23 protein-coding genes and 1 pseudogene are annotated in these 19,423 nt (G+C 63.7%); 11 read left to right on the top strand and 13 right to left on the bottom strand.

Going from position 1 to position 19,423, the window contains the following annotated elements:
- Positions 1-4 precede the first annotated feature (4 nt).
- A complete protein-coding gene (locus NKJ12_RS02995; RefSeq protein WP_254817890.1) occupies positions 5-331 on the top strand; it encodes a chorismate mutase in 327 nt (108 codons plus the stop codon).
- Between the two features lie 50 nt (positions 332-381).
- Positions 382-783, top strand: coding sequence for a 30S ribosomal protein S16 (gene rpsP / locus NKJ12_RS02990; protein ID WP_254817891.1), 402 nt, complete (start codon positions 382-384; stop codon positions 781-783).
- A 71-nt stretch (positions 784-854) separates the two neighbouring features.
- On the opposite strand, the gene NKJ12_RS02985 is transcribed toward rpsP, so the two are convergent.
- Entirely contained in the window at positions 855-1,118 is a 264-nt protein-coding gene (locus NKJ12_RS02985) for a YMGG-like glycine zipper-containing protein (protein WP_023680734.1), read from the bottom strand.
- A gap of 206 nt (positions 1,119-1,324) precedes the next feature.
- Entirely contained in the window at positions 1,325-1,735 is a 411-nt protein-coding gene (locus tag NKJ12_RS02980) for a DoxX family protein (protein WP_352507359.1), read from the bottom strand.
- 253 nt (positions 1,736-1,988) lie between these two features.
- Here NKJ12_RS02980 and NKJ12_RS02975 point away from each other — a divergent pair.
- A pseudogene (locus NKJ12_RS02975) lies at positions 1,989-2,387 on the top strand (ACT domain-containing protein).
- A gap of 523 nt (positions 2,388-2,910) precedes the next feature.
- Here the strand turns inward: NKJ12_RS02975 and NKJ12_RS02970 are convergent.
- On the bottom strand, positions 2,911-3,945 hold the full coding sequence (locus NKJ12_RS02970; protein WP_352479700.1) for an aspartate-semialdehyde dehydrogenase: 1,035 nt from the start codon (positions 3,943-3,945) through the stop codon (positions 2,911-2,913).
- 455 nt (positions 3,946-4,400) lie between these two features.
- On the opposite strand from NKJ12_RS02970, the gene NKJ12_RS02965 reads away from it, so the two are divergent.
- The 4 genes from NKJ12_RS02965 (at position 4,401) to NKJ12_RS02950 (ending at position 7,801) form a co-directional block, all read left to right on the top strand.
- Positions 4,401-6,248, top strand: a complete 1,848-nt coding sequence (locus tag NKJ12_RS02965) for a DEAD/DEAH box helicase (protein ID WP_352701217.1) — start codon at positions 4,401-4,403, stop codon at positions 6,246-6,248.
- A gap of 87 nt (positions 6,249-6,335) precedes the next feature.
- Positions 6,336-7,049, top strand: a complete 714-nt coding sequence (locus NKJ12_RS02960; RefSeq protein ID WP_352701216.1) for a DUF805 domain-containing protein — start codon at positions 6,336-6,338, stop codon at positions 7,047-7,049.
- A 108-nt stretch (positions 7,050-7,157) separates the two neighbouring features.
- Positions 7,158-7,433 carry a hypothetical protein gene (locus NKJ12_RS02955; RefSeq protein WP_352701215.1) on the top strand — a complete coding sequence of 92 codons (276 nt, stop codon included), beginning with the start codon at positions 7,158-7,160 and terminating at the stop codon, positions 7,431-7,433.
- Complete coding sequence (locus tag NKJ12_RS02950) at positions 7,430-7,801, top strand: DUF805 domain-containing protein (protein WP_352701214.1); 372 nt, start codon at positions 7,430-7,432, stop codon at positions 7,799-7,801. The genes NKJ12_RS02955 and NKJ12_RS02950 overlap by 4 nt, the downstream gene beginning before the upstream one ends.
- Here the strand turns inward: NKJ12_RS02950 and NKJ12_RS02945 are convergent.
- The 6 genes from NKJ12_RS02945 to leuD form a co-directional block, all read right to left on the bottom strand.
- Positions 7,791-8,279: a GNAT family N-acetyltransferase gene (locus NKJ12_RS02945; RefSeq protein ID WP_352701213.1), complete on the bottom strand. Its 489-nt coding sequence runs from the start codon at positions 8,277-8,279 to the stop codon at positions 7,791-7,793. The two genes, NKJ12_RS02950 and NKJ12_RS02945, sit on opposite strands and share 11 nt — an antisense overlap.
- Before the next feature lie 4 nt (positions 8,280-8,283).
- Complete coding sequence (gene leuB / locus NKJ12_RS02940; protein ID WP_352701212.1) at positions 8,284-9,387, bottom strand: 3-isopropylmalate dehydrogenase; 1,104 nt, start codon at positions 9,385-9,387, stop codon at positions 8,284-8,286.
- A 139-nt stretch (positions 9,388-9,526) separates the two neighbouring features.
- A complete protein-coding gene (locus NKJ12_RS02935; RefSeq protein ID WP_352570210.1) occupies positions 9,527-9,877 on the bottom strand; it encodes a VOC family protein in 351 nt (116 codons plus the stop codon).
- 51 nt (positions 9,878-9,928) lie between these two features.
- Positions 9,929-10,312, bottom strand: a complete 384-nt coding sequence (locus tag NKJ12_RS02930) for a RidA family protein (protein ID WP_254817900.1) — start codon at positions 10,310-10,312, stop codon at positions 9,929-9,931.
- A 322-nt stretch (positions 10,313-10,634) separates the two neighbouring features.
- A complete protein-coding gene (locus NKJ12_RS02925; RefSeq protein ID WP_352701211.1) occupies positions 10,635-11,561 on the bottom strand; it encodes an Ivy family c-type lysozyme inhibitor in 927 nt (308 codons plus the stop codon).
- A gap of 61 nt (positions 11,562-11,622) precedes the next feature.
- Positions 11,623-12,228 carry a 3-isopropylmalate dehydratase small subunit gene (gene leuD / locus NKJ12_RS02920; RefSeq protein WP_254817902.1) on the bottom strand — a complete coding sequence of 202 codons (606 nt, stop codon included), beginning with the start codon at positions 12,226-12,228 and terminating at the stop codon, positions 11,623-11,625.
- 155 nt (positions 12,229-12,383) lie between these two features.
- Here leuD and NKJ12_RS02915 point away from each other — a divergent pair, with 155 nt between their 5' ends.
- The 4 genes from NKJ12_RS02915 (at position 12,384) to NKJ12_RS02900 (ending at position 14,182) form a co-directional block, all read left to right on the top strand.
- Entirely contained in the window at positions 12,384-12,809 is a 426-nt protein-coding gene (locus NKJ12_RS02915) for a GNAT family N-acetyltransferase (RefSeq protein ID WP_352479709.1), read from the top strand.
- 92 nt (positions 12,810-12,901) lie between these two features.
- Positions 12,902-13,213, top strand: a complete 312-nt coding sequence (locus NKJ12_RS02910) for an ArsR/SmtB family transcription factor (protein WP_352507368.1) — start codon at positions 12,902-12,904, stop codon at positions 13,211-13,213.
- On the top strand, positions 13,213-13,656 hold the full coding sequence (locus NKJ12_RS02905; protein ID WP_352701210.1) for an SRPBCC family protein: 444 nt from the start codon (positions 13,213-13,215) through the stop codon (positions 13,654-13,656). The genes NKJ12_RS02910 and NKJ12_RS02905 overlap by 1 nt, the downstream gene beginning before the upstream one ends.
- Before the next feature lie 37 nt (positions 13,657-13,693).
- A complete protein-coding gene (locus NKJ12_RS02900; protein WP_352701209.1) occupies positions 13,694-14,182 on the top strand; it encodes an SRPBCC family protein in 489 nt (162 codons plus the stop codon).
- Between the two features lie 36 nt (positions 14,183-14,218).
- Here the strand turns inward: NKJ12_RS02900 and NKJ12_RS02895 are convergent, their stop codons facing one another.
- From NKJ12_RS02895 to NKJ12_RS02880, 4 genes are read right to left on the bottom strand one after another with little or no spacing between them, the layout of a single operon-like run.
- Positions 14,219-15,385: an NAD(P)/FAD-dependent oxidoreductase gene (locus tag NKJ12_RS02895; RefSeq protein ID WP_352701208.1), complete on the bottom strand. Its 1,167-nt coding sequence runs from the start codon at positions 15,383-15,385 to the stop codon at positions 14,219-14,221.
- 30 nt (positions 15,386-15,415) lie between these two features.
- Positions 15,416-17,002 carry an ATP-binding protein gene (locus NKJ12_RS02890; RefSeq protein WP_352701206.1) on the bottom strand — a complete coding sequence of 529 codons (1,587 nt, stop codon included), beginning with the start codon at positions 17,000-17,002 and terminating at the stop codon, positions 15,416-15,418.
- Entirely contained in the window at positions 16,990-17,682 is a 693-nt protein-coding gene (locus NKJ12_RS02885; RefSeq protein WP_352479713.1) for a response regulator, read from the bottom strand. The genes NKJ12_RS02890 and NKJ12_RS02885 overlap by 13 nt, the downstream gene beginning before the upstream one ends.
- A 4-nt stretch (positions 17,683-17,686) precedes the next feature.
- Positions 17,687-19,231, bottom strand: coding sequence for a DUF4153 domain-containing protein (locus tag NKJ12_RS02880; protein ID WP_352701205.1), 1,545 nt, complete (start codon positions 19,229-19,231; stop codon positions 17,687-17,689).
- Between the last annotated feature and the right edge of the window lie 192 nt (positions 19,232-19,423).

The following is a 19,423-nucleotide window of genomic DNA, read 5'->3' as shown; positions in this document are numbered from 1 at the left end:
CGCCATGAACGAAGAGAAGGACATGGCGGACGCACGTGCGGCGCTGGCCAATTATCGCGCCTCGATCGACAACATCGACGCGGCGCTGATCCACATGCTGGCCGAGCGCTTCCGCTGCACCAAGGCAGTCGGTGTGCTGAAGGCGGAACATGGCCTGCCGCCTGCCGACCCGGCGCGTGAGCAGGAGCAGATCGCCCGTCTTCGCCAACTGGCCAAGGACGCCCATCTCGACCCGGATTTCGCGGAGAAATTTCTGAACTTCGTCGTCCGCGAAGTGATCCGCCATCACGAGCAGATCGCCGCATCCAACGGCGTGACGAAAACCGGCTGAGGACCAGCCACCAGCCGATCAACCAAATCAGAGCTTTTAGGAGAAGAGAAATGCCACTGAAAATCCGATTGGCCCGTGCGGGCTCGAAGAAGCGTCCCTATTACCATGTCGTCGTCGCCGACGCGCGTTCGCCGCGTGACGGTCGTTTCATCGAGTCGCTAGGCTCGTGGAACCCGCTGCTGCCCAAGGACGGCGAACGCGTCAAGGTCGACGCCGAGCGCGTCAAGCATTGGCTGTCGCATGGCGCCCAGCCGACCGACCGCGTGCTGCGCTTCCTCGATGAAGCCGGCATCGCCAAGCGCGAAGCCCGCTCCAACCCGAAGAAGGCCGAGCCCGGCAAGAAGGCGCAGGAGCGCGCAGCCTTGCTGAAGAAGGCGCAGGAAGATGCCGCCGCGGCCGTTGCCGCCGCTGCAGCCGCGCCGGCCGAGGCGGAAGCCGCCAGCGCCGAATAAATCATCTCCACAACCACGAAACGGCGGGCCTTGCCCGCCGTTTTGCTGTTCGTCCGCATGGTGCGGCCCGATCAATAGCCCTCTGGGCAACTCGCAACGTACACACGACCGTTACGATCGCGATAACGGCACTGGCCGCTTTCGCTGGCACGGCCGATCAGCGCACCGGCCAAAGCGCCGGCCGCACCACCGATCACCGCGCCCTTGGTTGGGTTGCCGGCCACCGCAGCGCCGACCGCCGCACCGCCCAGGCCACCAACTGCCGCGCCTTGCTCAGTGCGGGAGCAGGCACCGAGCGGTACCAGCAAGGCCATCAAGATCATCACCTTTTTCATTGTCGTTCCTCTCCAACAGGGTGCCGTCCTCGCCGCTGAACCTCCTAACTCGCAACCAGGCGATTTGATCCAAAGAAGAAGATCGGCTGCCGCCCGGCAGCGCTCGATTTGATCCAACTCGATTTGATCCAAAGTGTAGAAAAGCGGCGGCAGATCGCGCCCGCTCTGGCGGCGTGGCCACCATCGAACGGCTTTCGAAGTCGCCGCTATTGGCTGAACGGGAACAACGCGCGCACCCTTGGATCGCGCAGATACAGGCCACCCCAGAGGATGGCGCCGAGATAGACGCCGAACAGTATGTGCGAGAATAAAGGGCTGCCGATCCGCACATGCGTGGCGACGGCGCCGCCGAGATAAGCGGTGAGCAGGATGGCGCCGAGCACCGAGGTGCGCGGCAGCGCGTAAAGCGCTGTCGAGACCAGTCCGATGATGCCGAGCATGCGCGAGACATTGGCATCGGCCGGCCAGCCGAGCTGCACCATGGTCTGGGTGACGATTTCGAGCGGCGGTAGCTTGATCACGCCGTCGAAGATCATAAACAGCACGACGACGGCGCTGAGCACGCGGCCGGCCCACAAGGCACGCGATGAGACGGGTGCTGCCTGAGACATGGTCATTGATGTTCCCTCCGGTCGTTGTGAGCACTGGCTCCTCCGCCAGCTCGAACCAAGGACGCGGCCCGTGACGGCGATCCGACATGCCTCCAGTTTTTCCACTCCAGCGGCGAACTTTGGGTGTGTACGTTAAGTCAGCAACGAACCTGGCCAAGTCCACCTTGCGGGGTGAGGTGGAGGGCGTTATCGAAAATCCATAGAAGTGTCTTCGAGCGCTCGACGCAGCAGCCGCCTAGTCGCACAACGAAAGCAATCGATGGCCGGAGAGACCGACCTGAAACAGTTGCCGGCGGCAATGACGCCGGAATTGCTTGCCGGGGTTCATGTGTTCACCACGTTGCCACCCGATGCGCCCGTTCCCGACAGGCTCACCCGGTGATGCTATTTCGCGAGCGCGAGGGCATGACGCTGATCGACCATGCCAAGGCCGCTGGACTGAAAACCGTGTTCCGCTGCCGGATGCTGACGCTCAACATCCATTTCGTCGCTGGACGCGATCGGCTTCCTCGCCGCCATCACCGCACGACTGGCCGCGGCCGGCATCGGCGTCAATCCGGTCTCGGCCTTCTACCACGATCACCTGTTCGTGCCCGCCGACCGGGCGGAGGAGGCGCTGGAGTTGCTGTTGGACCTAGCGGAGGAGAACCGGCTGTGACGCCGGCGCCTTGCTGCCTATTGAGACGCCTGCGCTGCCCCTCATCCTCCTGCCGGAACCTCTCCCGTGAGCGGGGAGAAGGGCGCTAACGGCCGAAGGCCGAGCCCGCGACTGCGGGCCGCCGGCCTTCCGGCGCCCCCGCGGAGGGCCAGCCGCGATAGCGGCGATACGGCCGTGAGCGAAAAGCAAGCTGAGCAGAGATCGCGAAGGCCGAGCCTGCGACCGCAGGCCGCCGGTCGTCCGGCGCGCCCACGGAGGGCCCGCCGCGGCAGCGGCGATACGGCCGTGAGCGAAAAGCAAGCTGAGCAAAAATCGCGGCCGAAGGCCGTGCCTGCGACCGCAGGCCGCCGGTCGTCCGGAGCCCCGCGAAGGCCAGCCGCGTTAGCGGCGGTACGGCCGTGAGCGAAAAGCAAGCTGAGCAAAAATCGTGGCCGAAGGCCGAGCCTGCGACCGCAGGCCGCCGGCCTTCCGGCGCCCCCGCGGAGGGCCAGCCGCGATAGCGGCGATACGGCCGTGAGCGAAACTACGCCGCCTTCTTCTTTGGCTGTATCAGCCCGCGCTCGACCAGCAGCTCGGCGATCTGAACCGCATTGAGTGCTGCGCCCTTGCGCAGATTGTCGGAGACGATCCACATCGAAAGGCCGTTGTCGATGGTCGAATCCTCGCGGATGCGCGAGATGAAGGTGGCGTCCTCGCCGGCCGATTCCAGTGGCGTGATGTAGCCGCCGTCCTCGCGCTTGTCGATGACCTGGCAGCCCGGCGCCTCGCGCAGGATCTCGCGCGCCTCATCGGCGGTGATCGGCTTTTCGAACTCGATGTTGACCGCTTCCGAATGACCGATGAACACCGGCACCCGCACGCAGGTCGCCGTCAGCTTGATCTTGGGGTCGAGCATCTTCTTGGTCTCGGCCACCATCTTCCACTCTTCCTTGGTGAAGCCGTCGTCGAGGAAGACGTCGATATGCGGGATGACGTTGAAGGCAATACGCTTGGTGAACTTCTTGACGTCGACGGTGTCGGCGACGAACACCGCGCGCGTCTGCGTGAACAATTCGTCCATGCCTTCCTTGCCGGCGCCGGAGACCGACTGGTAGGTGGCGACGACGACGCGCTTGATGGTGGCAGCGTCATGCAGCGGCTTCAGCGCCACGACCAGCTGCGCCGTCGAGCAGTTCGGGTTGGCGATGATGTTCTTGCGCGTGAACAGCGAGATCGCATCCGGGTTCACTTCCGGAACGATCAGCGGCACGTCCTGGTCGTAACGGAAGGCCGACGAATTGTCGATGACGACGCAGCCCTGCTTGCCGATCTTCGGCGACCATTCCTTGGAGACGTTGCCGCCAGCCGACATGATGCAGATGTCGGTGTCTGAAAAATCATATTGGTCGAGCGCCCTGACCTTCAGCGTGCGGTCGCCGAACGACACTTCCGTGCCTTGGCTGCGCCGCGAGGCCAGCGCCACCACCTCGCTTACCGGAAAGCCGCGTTCCTCCAGTATGTTAAGCATTTCCCGGCCCACATTGCCCGTGGCGCCGACGATCGCAACCTTGAAACTCATCGAAATCTCCTGTCCCTCTCCGCTCGGTTTCTGGAGAAAACCCGCCGGCCGATGCGGGTTTCAACCCCCGGGCCGGACCCGGGAGAGGGTGGTTAGGCCAAGGGAATCAGACCGTTTTGGTGGTCGTTTTGCCGGTTTTTTTGAGCAACAACGTGGGTTTGCTGGAACGAGGAGACGCACCGACGCACCCGGCCCAATGGTTCGCATTGGGGCCGGGGATGTCGAATGCAAGGAGCGCCATCATAAGGCCGCGCATCGAAACTATCCCGTTCGGTGCCGGCTTTTACGCGGTTTGCGTCCAGAGTCAATCGCAAGCAGGCCAACCCGCCCGCCCTGTACAATGACATCGGCACCAAGTACGAACGGGTATCGTCTGGCTCGTGGCGCCCGTCCGTGGCGCTTGCCGACATTTACCCGTCGCCGGGTATTCAGAATCCGAATTTCGAAAGAGCAAGATGTCCAATTTCGAAGCTATTGTTCCCGCGCTGGCAAAGGCGCTGGAAAAACGCGGCTATGTCGAGCTGACGCCGGTGCAGAAAGCGGTTCTCGAGCTTGGCCAGGCCGATGCGCTGGTTTCGGCCCAGACCGGCTCCGGCAAGACCGTCGCCTTTGGGCTGGCTTTGGCGCCGACCCTTCTGGACGGCGCGGAACGCTTTTCCCACGCGGCGGCACCCATGGCACTGGCCGTCGCGCCGACGCGGGAACTGGCCCTGCAGGTGACGCGCGAGCTGGAATGGCTCTACGAGCTGACCGGGGCAGCGATAGCCTCCTGCGTCGGCGGCATGGACATGCGCACCGAGCGGCGCGCGCTGGAGCGCGGCGCCCACATCGTCGTCGGCACGCCCGGCCGCCTGCGCGACCACATCACCCGCAACTCGCTCGACATGTCGGCGCTCAAGGCAGTGGTGCTCGACGAGGCCGACGAGATGCTCGACCTCGGCTTTCGCGAGGACCTGGAATTCATCCTTGACGCGGCACCCGCCGATCGCCGCACGCTGATGTTTTCCGCCACTGTGCCGCGCTCCATCGCCACGCTGGCCAAGGGCTACCAGCGCGATGCGGTACGCATCTCGGCCTCGGGCGAGGAGAAGCAGCATCTCGACATCGAATACCGGGCGCTGAGCGTCGCTCAGGCGGACCGCGAAAACGCCATCATCAACGTGCTTCGCTACTACGAGGCGAAGAATGCATTGGTGTTCTGCAACACCCGCGCCGCCGTCAACCATCTGACGGCGCGCTTCAACAACCGCAACTTTTCCGTCGTGGCGCTGTCCGGCGAGCTTAGCCAGAACGAGCGCAGCCACGCGCTGCAGGCGATGCGCGACGGCCGCGCAAAAGTCTGCATCGCCACCGACGTCGCGGCACGCGGCATCGACCTGCCCAACCTCGAACTGGTCGTCCACGCCGACTTGCCGACCAACCCGGAGACGCTCCTGCACCGAAGCGGGCGGACGGGACGGGCAGGACGCAAGGGCGTCAGCGCGCTGATCGTGCCCAACAATGCCCGCAGGCGCACCGAACGCCTGCTGCAAAGCGCCGGCCTTGCGGCGACGTGGGCGAGCCCGCCTTCGGCCGACGACGTCTTGCGCCGCGACGACGAACGCATCCTCGCCGACCCGGTCTTCAGCGAGCCGGTGACGGACGATGAGCGCGGCTTCGTCAACGCGCTTCTCGACCAACGTGGCGCCGAACTGGTGGCGGCGGCCTTCGTGCGTCTCTGCCGCTCCAGCCGCTCGGCGCCCGAGGATCTCTTGGACGTCGCTCCGTTCACGCCGTCGGGCGACAGACCCGCTGGCGACAGAGCCGCCCGCCGCGACGAGGCACCGAGCCGCCGCGACGATTTCGGCGACAGCGTCTGGTTCTCGCTGTCGGTCGGACGCCGGCAGAACGCCGAGCCGCGCTGGCTGATCCCGATGCTGTGCCGGACAGGCGGCATTTCCAAGCGCGAGATAGGCGCGATCAAGATGCAGCCGGAGGAAACCTTCGTGCAGATCGCGGCGGACTGGGCCGAGCGCTTCCTCGCTGCGATCGGTCCCGACCGCAAGCTGCAGGGCAACATTGCGGTCAAGCGGCTGGACGCCACGCCGGATTTGTCGCGAGCCGGCTATCAGGAACCAAGGCCCGACAAGAAGCCGCACCGCGGCAAGCGCACCTTCGATCAGCATGCGCCCAAATTCGAGAAGCGCGCACCGGCCGACCAGCGCCCGGCATTCGAGACGAAGCCCTGGGCCGGGAAACCGGCCAAGGCGAAGTTCGAAGGTGGACCTGCGAAACACAAGAAATCGAAGAAACGGCCGGGGTAAATAGCCAGCACTCTCCATTTCCGCACGCCCTTGCGGTCTGCCGGAACTTTGCACAGTCTGGGGCAGGGAAACGGGGGTGGGCAGGACATGCGCGGCGAAGTTCTTCATTACGACGAAGACCAGGGTTTTGGTTTCATCACCGGAGCCGACGGCAACCGCTACACTTTGGCGCGCGAAGATTTGCGCCGCGAAGCATCGATTGCCGGAGGTACTACCGTCGAATTCCAGCCGGCTGGCGGACGGGCACGCGATGTTTTTTCGATCCGCGCCCAACCTCGCAGTGCGCCTGCCGACGCCTCCACTGCAACCGCCGTGCCGTCTCAGGCTGGCAATGCGCCAGCGGCACGTCAGCCGCAGCATTTCGGCCGTTCCGCTGAACAAAGTCCGGCCGAATCCGCCGGCCTGTGGAACTATTTCTGGCTGGGTCTGACCGAGAATTACTTCAACTTCGCCGGCCGTGCCCGCCGCAAGGAATATTGGGGGTATTGCCTGTTCTGGACGATCGCGCTGATTGTGGTCATAGGCATCGGCGTCTTCATCGACGACGCCATGGGCAATCTCGACAACAGTGAATTGCCGGCAGTGACGGTCGGCCTTTTCGGTCTCTTTCTGCTGGCGACAGCCCTGCCGTGGTTCGGGCTGAACGTGCGTCGGCTGCACGACATCGGCCTGACCGGCTGGCTCTTCCTGCTTTTCCTGATCCCGACCTTCGGCACCGTGATCATCCTGATCTTCGCGCTCATCCCGACACAGGCACGTGAAAACCAGTGGGGTCCAGTGCCGGCAGGCGTCAGGGTTTAGCCGGCGCCGTGCCTCGCAGCCGCTCCATTCGCACATGTCATGCGTGCATATTGCAATTGAAAACAACCTTGGATAGTATCAGTACGGCACAGTATTTGGGGGCAAGCAATGCGCGGCGCGATTTATCATTATGACCAGGATCAGGGTTTCGGATACATCAATGGAGCCGACGGCAAGCGTTACATCGTCGGGCATGAGGATCTGAGTCCCGGCGTGGCGTTGGTCAGAGGCGCACCCGTCGAGTTCCAGCCGGACGATGGGACTGCGCGCGCCGTCATTGCAGGAAGGCCAAGGGCTGCCGAATCCCGCAGCTCATTCCCAACGGCGTTGAACCTGCCCAATCCACCGGATTATGGGCTTATTTCTGGCGCGCATTCAAAGTGAGACATGTCAGCTTCACCGGCCGCGCCTGCCGCAAGGAATTTTGGGGCTTTTTTCTGCTCACGCTGATCGTGTTCTTCGCGCTTCTTGCGTTCGGCGTCCTCATCAATGCAGCGATCACAGCTGTCAGAGGCGACCTGGAATTTGGAGCTTTGGGTTATGCGCCAGCCTTCGTGTTCCTGCTACTGACTGTCCTGCCGTGGTTTGCCCTTATGGTACGACGCCTGCACGACATCGGCCTGAGCGGCTGGTTCGTTTTGCTGTACTTCGTTCCCGGCTTCAACACGCTGGGTCTGTTGGCGCTTGGGCTTATCCCATCCAAGGTCAGTGAAAACCCTTGGGGGCCGGTGCCGGCGGGCGTCAGGGTTTAGCGATCGCCTTCAGCGTCTCGCTCGAAAGCCTGAGGAAGACCTTCCGACCCTGGCGCTCCGCGCCGAGTCCGACGTAGAAGCGCAGCGCACGCTCGTTCCAGTCCTCGGTGGTCAGGTCGATGCGGCCGATGCCTTCGCGCAGGCAATGGCCGGCAAGGAATGCCATCAGCGCTCGACCGACACCGCCATTGCGGGCATCATCGCGTACGAATAGGTCCTTGAGGAACAGCAGCCGCTCGAGATCGATGCCGGGATGCGCGATCGCAACCGAGGCCAGCCCGCAAACTTCACCATCGACGAAGGCGAGCGCAAAATGCGGATAGGCCGGACTTTCGTCGCCAAGCCATTTCTGCGCCGCCGACAAGGCTTGGCTGGCGTCGAGTGGCGGCTGCCGGTAATGCACCGCCATTTCGCAAAGCATGGCGGCGGCGAGTGCCGCGGCATCCTCGGTCGTCGCCCAGCGGACGTCGACCGACACGGGATCAGCCCAGGAACTTGGCGATGATCGCGTCGCCCATCTCAGCGGTGCCGACCTCGGTCATCCCCGGCGAATGAATATCCCTGGTGCGCAAGCCCTGGTCGAGAACGGCGGCGATCGCGCCTTCCAGCCGGTCGGCCTCTTCAACCATGCCGAAGGAATAGCGCATGCACATGGCGAAGGAGGCGATCATGGCGATCGGATTGGCGATGCCCTTGCCGGCGATGTCGGGTGCCGAGCCGTGCACCGGCTCGTAGAGCGCCTTGCGCTTTTTTGTCTTCGCATCCGGCGCGCCGAGAGAGGCGGACGGCAGCATGCCGATCGAGCCGGTCAGCATGGCGGCGATGTCGGACAGCATGTCGCCGAACAGATTGTCGGTGACGATGACGTCGAACTGCTTCGGCCAGCGCACCAACTGCATGCCGCCGGCATCGGCCAACATGTGATCGAGCTTGACGTCGGCATAGCGCGCCTTGTGCGTCTGGGTGACGACCTCGTTCCACAGCACGCCAGATTTCATCACATTGCGCTTTTCCATCGAGGTGACGTGGTTCTTGCGCGTGCGTGCCAACTCGAAGGCAACGCCCGAAATGCGCTCGATCTCGAACGTATCGTAGACTTGGGTGTCGATGCCGCGCTTCTGGCCGTTGCCGAGATCGATGATCTGCTTCGGCTCGCCGAAATAGACGCCGCCGGTGAGCTCGCGCACGATGAGGATATCGAGCCCTTCGACCACCTCCTGCTTGAGCGAGGAGGACGCCGCCAGCGCCGGATAGCAGATTGCCGGCCTGAGATTGGCAAACAGCTCCATGTCCTTGCGCAGCCGCAGCAGACCCGCCTCCGGGCGCACCTCGTAAGGCACCGCATCCCATTTCGGTCCGCCGACGGCGCCGAACAGCACTGCGTCCGCGGCCATCGCCTTGGCCATGTCGGCATCGGAGATCGCCGCGCCATGCGCGTCATAGGCGCAGCCGCCGACAAGGCCCTCATCGGTGACGAAATCGCTGCCGAGCCTGTCGTTCATGGCGGCGATCAGCTTCTTCACCTCGCCCATCGCCTCGGGGCCGATGCCGTCGCCGGCAAGCAGGAGAAGATTTTTCGAAGCCATGAGAACCGTCCCGATTGTTTAGCGCATGAACGCGGCCTTGCTAAACGCCAAGCAGCCGGCGCGCAACCCTGCGGTTCAGAGCATCGGACCCAAAAGTGGAAACCGGTTTTGGCAGAATCCGATGCTCAAGCCAAAACGCCTACAGATGCGAAAGAATATTGACCAGCCTGCCGAACGGGTCGCGTACGAAGAAGCGCCGCACGCCCCAGGGTTCGTCCGCCGGACCGTATTCGATGGCAAAGCCGGCCGTCCTCATGCTTTCAAGCGCGGCATCGACGTCGTCGACTTCGATAGAGATGTCCGGCACCGGCGTTCCTGACCCTCCTTCGGCCATGAAACTGACCTGCACGGACATCGTCTCTTGCGAGCCGTAGGTAGCGATCCAGCCCATATCCATCTTGAGATCGAGGCCGAGCACATCCTGATAGAAGGGTTTTGCCGCCGCGATATCCTGCGTGTCTATGTTTGCAACGATGCGCCTGACCTTCACCATGGGCCGATCCTCGTGCTAACCGTGTCGTTGTCGCAACCGTGACAGGCATCAGGCTGTGCGCCGCAGCGCCGTCACCTCGATCTCGATCTTCATCTCCGGCTTGTTGAGCTGGCACACGATCATCGTTGCCGCCGGCCTGATCTCGCCAAAGGCCTCGCCGAGGATCGGGAACACCACATCCACGAAAGCCGCATCGGTGATATAGTAATGTGCCCGCACCACATCGGCCATTTCGAAGCCGCCGTCTTGCAATGCCTTGGCGATGGTAGCGAGGCAATTACGCGTCTGCGCCTCGACCGTCTCCGGCATCGTCATAGTGGCATAATCGTAGCCGGTCGTTCCGGACACGAAACACCAGTCGCCCTGCACCACGGCGCGCGAATAGCCGGCGGTCTTCTCGAAGGGCGAACCGGTGGAGATCAGTTTTCGCATGGGGCGGCCTCGTTGGGTTGCTGAGCGTCGTCTAGCAGAGGGGGCCGGGCGGGTCATGAGCCAAGCTAGGCAAATTGTTGTCACGAGGCGGCAAGACGCAAACCTTGGAGATTGGCCGGAGCATCTATCCGTCGTCATCCTATGGCGGAGCAAGGAGCGTAGCGACGCAGCGTAGACCATAGGATCCATGCCGAGACATCATGGGCTTTGCCACGGTGCAGAATTTTCTGCTCAGCCGCGCCTTCCGACAACGGTCGCGGCATGGATCCTCGGGTCAAGCCCGAGGATGACGAATGCGCAGTTGCGACCCCTTGTCGAAACCTTAATTCGCCGACCCCAGCGCCTTGTCCAGCGCTTCCTTGACGTCGGCCGGCCATGTACTCACCGCCGGCCACGCGTCCGGCTCGGGCTTGTCGCCGCGGCGGGCAAAATAGAGCTTATGGTTGACCGGGTCGACGGCCATGAAACCGTCATTGCCGCCGCAGTCATGCGGTACGCAGCCGCTGGCAAAAAAGGCGCCCGAAGCGGTCTCCTCAGTACCGCCGCCGACCAGCAGGCTGGTCGCCATGTCGGGCATGTCCTTGCCGAGCAGCGTCTCGGCTAGCCTGTAGACGGCCTCGTTGTGAAAGGCATCAATGATGTTGTCGTATTTCGACGGATCGACGTCTTTCCAGTCGGTGCCCGGCTCCGGCATGTAGGTCAGATTACCGGACGTCGTCAGCCCGTCCGTCGGCGACCATTGCAGCGCCGGCTTGGAATCACCCGGCAAAAGATAGGGTACGAAATAGATGGCGCTGTCGGAGATCGCGGCCGGCGGTGCGCCGCATTCATCCTGCTCGACCGTGGTCGTCTGGATCGTGCCGCCTTCCGGCTTCCACACCATCACCTTGGCCGGGCCGCATTGATTGCCGCCGTCGCCGATATCGACCAGCGCCACCTTGACACCGCCGACCTCGACGACCTTGTCGAAGAATACGTCGTAATTGCGCGCCAGTTCCTTGCCGTCGAAGGCGAGCACCCGTTCCCCGTACTCTTCCTCCTGGGTGATGGTCAGCTGGCCGCCCTCGAACGGGATCGGCGCCTGTTTGTCATTGTCGGCTAGGGCCGCATTGCTCAACGCGCCCTGGTCGGCCCCGCCGGACGCATCGTCAGCCGGCACGAGCACCATATCGGTCTGTGCATGCACGCCTGCCACCGGCATCAGAATCCACGCCAGCGCGCAGGCCCCGGCAAGAAGCGAACGTGTCATGACTGTCCCCTCCGTTCAGCCGCCACGAACCCGGCCTGTCGCGACCAGGTTATCGTACCGCTCAGGCCCAGGGGCGCTCAGCAGCATTCTTCTTCTCGAACGAAGCGATGGCGCCGGCCTTCTCCATGGTCAGACCGATATCGTCGAGCCCGTTGAGCAGGCAGTGGCGCTTGAACTCGTCGAGGTCGAACTTGACCACGCCGCCGTCCGGCCCGCGGATTTCCTTGGTCTCGAGATCGACCGACAGCGTCGCGTTGGAACCGCGCGAGGCATCGTCCATCAGCTTCTCCAGGTCTTCAGCGCTGACGGTGATCGGCAGGATGCCGTTCTTGAAGCAGTTGTTGTAGAAAATGTCGGCGAACGAGGTCGAGATGACGCAGCGGATGCCGAAATCGAGCAGCGCCCACGGCGCATGTTCCCGGCTCGAACCGCAGCCGAAATTGTCGCCGGCGACCAGGATCTGCGCCTTGCGGTAGGCCGGCTTGTTGAGCACGAAGTCCGGGTTTTCCGAACCGTCGTCCTTGTAGCGCATCTCGGCGAACAAGCCGGTGCCGAGCCCGGTGCGCTTGATCGTCTTGAGATAATCCTTGGGGATGATCATGTCGGTGTCGACATTGACGATCGGCATCGGCGCGGCGACGCCGGTGAGCTTGGTGAATTTTTCCATGGTTCTTGCCCGTCTTCTTCTCGTTGCGGGGAATTGCTGGCGCCCGGTTTACACAAAGCCGCGGGCAAATAAAAGGCGGCTGTTTCTGGACTTCCGTCGTCGATCGAAACACAAAGCGCTTCAAAACCACCGGCCCATGGTGCACTTTTATCGACATGACAACGCGATCCACGATCCTTTACGCCAGCGAACCGGGCCTCGGCATCGCCGAGTTCCGCCGCGTGCTGGTGGAATCCGGCCTCGGCGAGACACGGCCCGTCGATGACAACACTCGATTGAAGGCGATGTTGTCAGCGGCCAATTTGGTGCTCACCGCGCGTCTCGACACAGAAGGCAAGCCGCTGGTCGGTGTCGCTCGCGGCATCACCGACTTTTCCTGGGTCTGCTATATCTCCGAGCTCGCTGTTTCTGCATCGGCGCAAGGGCTGGGTATCGGCAAGGGTCTGATGGACGAGGCACGCCGGCAACTCGGACCGTCGGTCGCCATCAGCCTGATCTCCATGCCCGACGCCGTCGGCTTCTATGAGCGTATCGGCATGGAGCGCATGCCCAACGCATTCTGGTTCGGCCGCAAGCGCTGAAATCCACTTTCAGCGACCTCAACCTGCGCATCCTCGGCCAAGGTTTTGCCTCTTGACATGCAACCAGATGGTTGCATATTAGGGTCATGAGCATGGATGCCGTCTTTCGCGCCTTGGCCGACCCGACACGTCGGCGATTACTGGACAGCCTTCATGCAAGGAACGGGCAGACGCTGAACGCGCTGTGCGGTGAGATGGACATGACGCGCCAGGCGGTGACCAAGCATCTGGCGATCCTGGAAGAAGCAAACCTCGTCATCACCATCCGCAAGGGACGCGAGAAGCAACATTATCTGAATCCGGTTCCCATCAACGAGATCGCCGAACGCTGGATCGGCAAATTCGAGCGGGGGCGACTGGGCGCCCTCAGCGATTTGAAGAAACGCCTCGAAAGGGAAGACTGATGAGCAACATTTTCGTTTATGTCACCTACATCCGCACCTCGCCCGAAAAACTCTGGCAAGCGCTGACCGAGCCGGAGTTCCAGCGGCAATATTTCCTCGGCGCGCAGATGCTAAGCGACTGGAAACAAGGTTCGGCGTGGAAGATGGTTTACACCGACGGCCGCGTCACCGACAGCGGCGACGTCCTCGAGATCGATCCACCCAAGCGCATCGTGCTCAAATGGCGCAACGAGTTCATGCCCGAGGTCAAGGCGGACGGCTACACACGCTGCACCTTCGCCATCGAGCAGGAGGGCGAGATGGTGAAGCTCGCCATCACACACGAAGCCGATGGACCGCACAAGCTGCTTGGCCATGTGGCGAACGGCTGGCCGCTCATCCTGTCCAGCCTGAAGAGCCTGCTCGAAACCGGCAAAGGCCTGTCGCGCCCGGCGTCGAAGTGAGGTTGTTTCGATAGCGAAACGTTTCTGGAGACAGGCGATGTACAGTGCCGCGGTGCACAGCATGACCAATGGCAAGACCGTTATGGCGAGCGCCGATGTTTGCGCGCCGCCCGAGCGGATCTTTGACGCGCTCGTTACACGCGAGGTCGAGCGCTGGTGGGGGTCCGCCACGACCTACCGGATGACCGGATGGACGGCCGACCTCCACGTCGGCGGCCGCTGGAGCGTCACCGTCGAGACGGCGGCCGGCAGACACCTGCCCGCCAGCGGCGAATTCCTGGAGATCGAAGGGCCGCGCCGGATCGTGCAGACGCGGAGATACGGCTGGGACCATCCGACGCTTGGCCGCCGCGAAACCAAAGTCGCCTGGCTGCTGGAGCCGATCGCCGGCGGCACACGCGTCACCATCTGCCATGGCGGCTTCGCCGGCCTCGCTGCTGCCGCGACGAAGCATGCCGAAGGCTGGGCCCAGGTGCTGGGCTGGCTTCAGGCGTATCTTGGTACGGACGGCTTGGTGGCGGCTTAATCCACCAAGCAACGGTAGCATCCTTTCGGGCTAGCGTTAAATTACATTCAATTCCCGAAACGGCCGCCCATCGGCGATCCGGCTATACCCGAACGCCGAGCAATCCACCGTGCGATAGCCGCCATGCACGATCAGTTCGGCCAGCGCCTTGCCGACCGCTGGAGCCTGCTGCAAGCCGTGACCGGAAAACCCGTTGGCGAAGAGGAAATTACCGACCTCGGGATGCGGGCCGATCACCGCATTCTGGTCGAGCGTGTTGTAGTCGTAATGGCCGACCCAGGCGCGCGTCGGCTTGATCGCCTCGAAGGCTGGAATGCGGGTCGCCAGCACCGGCCAGATCACCTCTTCGAACAGCGGCCAGTCGGGGTCGAAGTCGGCGGGATCGGCTGGTCCTTCGCCCTCTTCCGGCTCGGCGCCACCGGTAATGTAGACCGAGCCCTCCGGCCGGACATAGATGCCGCTCGGGTCGACCAGCAGCGGCATGTCCTCATATTTCTCGCGCGCCTCGAAGACGAAGACGTTGCGCTTGCGCGGCTCCACCGGCAGCGCCAGCCCTGCCATTGCCGCCACCTTGCCGGCATTCGGCCCGGCGGCGTTGACGACGGTGCCGGCCTCGAGCCGCTCGCCATTGTCCAGAAATACACCAGTGACGCGGCCGCCTAGCCGCTCGATACCCGTCACCGACGCCGTGATAAAATCGATGTTCTTCGTCCGCAGTGCCTTGCGGAACAGCATCAGCATCGCATGCGCGTCGAACCAGCCTTCGCCGCTGCGGCCATAGGCGCCGGCGGAAATGCCCTCGACCGACAGCCACGGAAAGCGGCGGACGAGCGCCTCCGCATCCTCGAGCAGGATGTCGGCGCCCTCGGCCATCTGCGCTTCGTGGTTGGCCCGCAGGATAGGCAGCCCGTTTTCGCCGGCAAGGATGAGATAACCGCCTTCGCGAAAGCCGATATCGGCATCCGCGCCAAACTCTTCCCTGAGCCGCCGGAACAGTTTCAGCGTGAACTGCGACAGACGGATGTTTTCCGGGATCGAAAACTGCTGGCGGATGGAGGCGCAGGACAGTGTGGTCGCCGCATGAGAAAATTGCGGGTCGCGCTCGACAAGTGCAATCGAGCCCGAAAACCCTTCCTCGCGCAGGTAATAGGCAACCGACGAGCCGACGATGGCTCCACCGATGATGACGACGTCGTAATGCACCTTTTCGCCCTTCCGGTCTGAATCGCCGAGTCACGCCGCCGGCAGGATGATCTCGAAGCGCGTGCCGCTCGCGGAGTCAACCAGCCGGATCGTGCCATCATGCGCTTTCAGGAGGGCCAGCACGATGCCGAGGCCCATGCCGGTGCCGCCGGAATCGCGGCGCGTGGTGAAGAACGGCTCGAAGATGCGGCCTCGGTTGCTGGGCGAAATGCCGGCGCCGTCGTCGTCCACCACAATGGTGGCGTTGCCGTCCGCGCTTGCGGCCGTGATCGAAACCAGCGTTGCGCCGTGCCGCGCCGAATTGTCGATGAGGTTGGCCAGCACGATCGCCGCGTTTTCGGCCGATATGCGCAGACCGATCCGGGCGCCCGCCTCGAGGCGCACCGCCAGCCTGTCGTCGGCCGGCAGCAGCGCCAGCGCAGCAGTGAGCGACGTGCTTTCGCCGCTGGGCTCGAGATTTTCGGCGCGCGCCAGGTCGAGCAGGCGGCGCACCAGCAGATTGAGCCGGCCGGCATCGGTGACGATATTGTCCGAAAAGCGCCGCCGTTCGGCCTCGTCCATCGCGCTGCCCGAATCGCGCAACAGTTCGGCGGCGCCCTGGATCGCCGTCAGCGGCGATTTGAGCTCGTGCGAGACGTGGGTGGCAAAAGTCTGGATGCCGTCGGAGCGTGCATGCAGTTTCTCGGCCATGTCGAGGAAGGCGGCAGAAAGCGCCGCCATTTCGCGCGTGCCGTGGTGATCAAGCGGCCTGATCGCCGCGCGGTCGCCGGCGGCGATGCGATTCGTGCGTTCCATCAGCGCATAGATCGGCCGGCTGACGGTGCGCAGGAAAACCAGCCCGATCAGCAGCGTGCCGCCTAGAATGGCAATTGCCGCCAGCGCCACCTTGCCGCGCTCGCCATAGAGATGCTTGACGATGTTGTTTGGCGTCCGCGACAGATAGACCACGCCGGCGACCTTGCCGGAAACGGCAACCGGCATGGCGACAAAGACGCGAACCTTGGTGCCGCGGCTGACCGAATAGAGCGGCGGCGAAGGCTGGTCCGGAACCCGCAGCCTGAGCGCGCTGGCGTAGCGGCCGGCAAGCGCTGCGCGAACTTCTTCGACAGCGGCGAGCGACAGGCCGGCCTCCTCACGGCCGGCGATGACCACGCCTCTGGGATCGAGCAGCCGGAAGCCGGCAAGTGTGGTTTTCTGCGTCTCGGCAAGAATGCCCGACAGCCGCGCGCCGATTGCCGCGAAGGCAGGATCGACGCTGGCCGCCGTGGCCGCTGGTCGGGTTGGCAGGATCCTGTCGGACGCAAGATCGAGGCGCGGTTCGATTGGCTGGTAGGGAGAAGCCCGATCCCCTGTACTGGGTGGAGGCATGGATGTGCCGAGCTTTTCCGGGGCAAGGCCGGCCTCACGAACCTCTTGCGCATAGATCGCGGCGAGGGCGGCGCCTTGTGCGATCAGCTCGGCCTCGGTCTGGCGGATCAGCTGGTTCTCGTAGAGCCGGAAGAAGAACAGGCCGGCCAGCGGCAGCGCCATCACCATGATCAGGATGGCAATGACGACCGTGGCAAGCCGTGGCCGCCATTTGCTGCCAATCCATTTTCGGGCGCTCAACTCCCGCATCGACCGAGCCGGAAGCCGACGCCATGCACGGTCTCGATCGCATCGACGCAGCCGATGGCCGCGAGCTTGGCGCGGATGTTGCGGATATGGCTGTCGACGGTGCGGTCGGCGACGTGGATGTTGGCGGCATAGGCATTGGCCATCACCATGTCGCGGCCGAGCACATGCGCCGGCCGCGCCAGAAACCCTTTCAGGATGGCGAATTCGATCGAGGTCAGCGCCAGCGGCTTGCCGTCGAAGCTGGCTGTATGGCTTGCCGGCACCAGCGCCAGTCTGCCATGAGAGAATTGCCGGTCGTCGGCTGGTTCGGGCGCAGGCCGGGCGCGGCGCAGGATGACGTTGACGCGGGCGACCAGCTCGCGCGGGCTGAACGGCTTGGTGACATAGTCGTCGCCGCCCATTTCCAGCCCCAGTATGCGGTCGATCTCCTCATCCCGCGCGGACAGGAACAGCACCGGCACGTCGGATGTGTGGCGAAGCCGCCGGCACACTTCCAGCCCGTCCATTTCCGGCATGCCGATATCGAGCACGACAAGATCGGGAGCACGGCGTTCGATCGCCAGCAAGGCAGCTGCGCCGTCCGGCACTGCCAGCGTTTTCATGCCGGCCTTTTCGAGCGCGAAGCAGATGATTTCGCGAATGTGCGGATCGTCGTCGGCGACCAGTATGTGGTGCGGCATCAAATCAGCGGCCCGGCATGAAGGGTTCGGACATCGGAGGAACCACAAACGGGCCACGCCTGTCGAGGGCGCGGTTGAGCCGCCAGTCACGAAAGCTCCAGCCGCGCCAGTTTTCCTGGCCGGCGCGGAAGCGTGCTTCGTCCTGTGCATACCAGCCGGCGAGTTCGCGGATGGAGGCATCCTGCGCGGAAACCGTCCTGCTCTGGTGCTGCACGAAACGATCGAGTGCCGGCAAGGCGCCGGGCCCGAGCGAGCGCAGGTACCAGACGTCGAGCTGGGTGCCTTGGCCGGTCATTTCGAAGGAATGGTCGACATTGTAGTTGGCGATCAGCGCGGCAAAGTTGATGAACGAGCAGGCATAGAGCGTCGCCGATAGCGTCAGAAGATTGGCGGAAAGCAGCCATTCGTTAGACTTTCCGCGCGCGATGCGGGCTATGATCAGGGCAAGGCCCGCCGCCACCAGCCCCATCCAGACGAAGGCGGCGACACGCCAGTAGGTCAGCGCATAGATGCCGATATAGAGATCGAGCCGCAGGATCGACGAGATCACCAGAACGATGTTCTGCGCCACCCAGACATAGACCAGCCGGCGGATGAGCGGATCGCCGGAGGTCGCGCTGCCCGGCCGCAGCGCCGCCAGCACGAAGCCGGCGGCCAGCAGTGCCGTGACGATCAGCAGGTAGGCACCGCGATGCGCGTAGGCGGCATAGGTCAGCCCGTCGGGAAGCGCGATGCCGCCCCACAGATAGGTGGCGTCGAGTGCGCTCTGCACCGCGAACAGGATGTTGAAGACGACGAGCGCGCGGAGGATAGCGGCCTTGCCGAAGACGATGTCCTCGATCGTGGTCCTGGTGGCCGGCGTCGCCGCTGCGCTGGCTGGCGACACCCTGCGGCGGCGGAGAAACCGCGGCAGGCGCGGCCGCAGAAAGGCCCATACGCCGACGAGCACGAATAGCCAGAAGGCAAGACGCGGCAACTGCATGAGGTTGAGCAGGGCGAAGAGGTCAATCAGCGAAAACCAGTATTCGATGACCGGATTGGCGGCGCCGAACAGCGCGAGAAACACTGCGCCGAGGCTCAGCGGCATGACCCAGACGGCGATCGCCGCAAGGCGCATGCGTCGTCGGCCAAGCCGCCGCGCCGCCTTGCGCCAGCGGAAGAAATCGCGGATGAACCGAAAAGGCGCTGCGAGCAGGAAGGTCAAAAGCTGGCCGGCAACGCGGGCAAGCCCGTGTCGCAATCGCCCTCCCAGCGAAAGCACGAAGACGGCCATCGCCGCCAGCGCAATGGAGACGGACAGTGCGCTGACATTTTCCACAAGCGGCAGCAGCCCCACAAGCAGCGCAACCGGCTTGAACAAGAACTTGCCATCGTTGAAGACGCCGAGAGGATGGAGAGCCATGCTCGCCGCGGCAATCGCAACGCCGAACAGGAAAAGCGTGATGCCCGCCGGTTGGCCATAGAAGAAGAAATCGGCCAACGCGACGAGCAGGACGGCAACGCCGAAGCGGCTGCAATAGCTCGGCGCCGCCGAGAGGAATACTGTCATGATCGGGCTTTCTCGGCGGCTTTGATGCGGCCGGTGGGCAGGGATTTGCGGACGAAAGGGAGGAGGGTTGCCAAAGTCTGGGGCGGATCGACGAGCCACCAGCTTTCGCGGCGAAGCCGGTACGGCACGGACCAACGGGAGTTCGTTTGCTCTTGCATGCCGCCCTTGTCGCATTCTGCCGGGTGGCAAGCG

It is taken from the genome of Mesorhizobium sp. M0195 (assembly GCF_040322115.1).
GTDB lineage: Bacteria > Pseudomonadota > Alphaproteobacteria > Rhizobiales > Rhizobiaceae > Mesorhizobium.
Note: the sequence above shows the minus strand (reverse complement) of the source record. Positions and strands in the feature narration are given on the sequence as shown.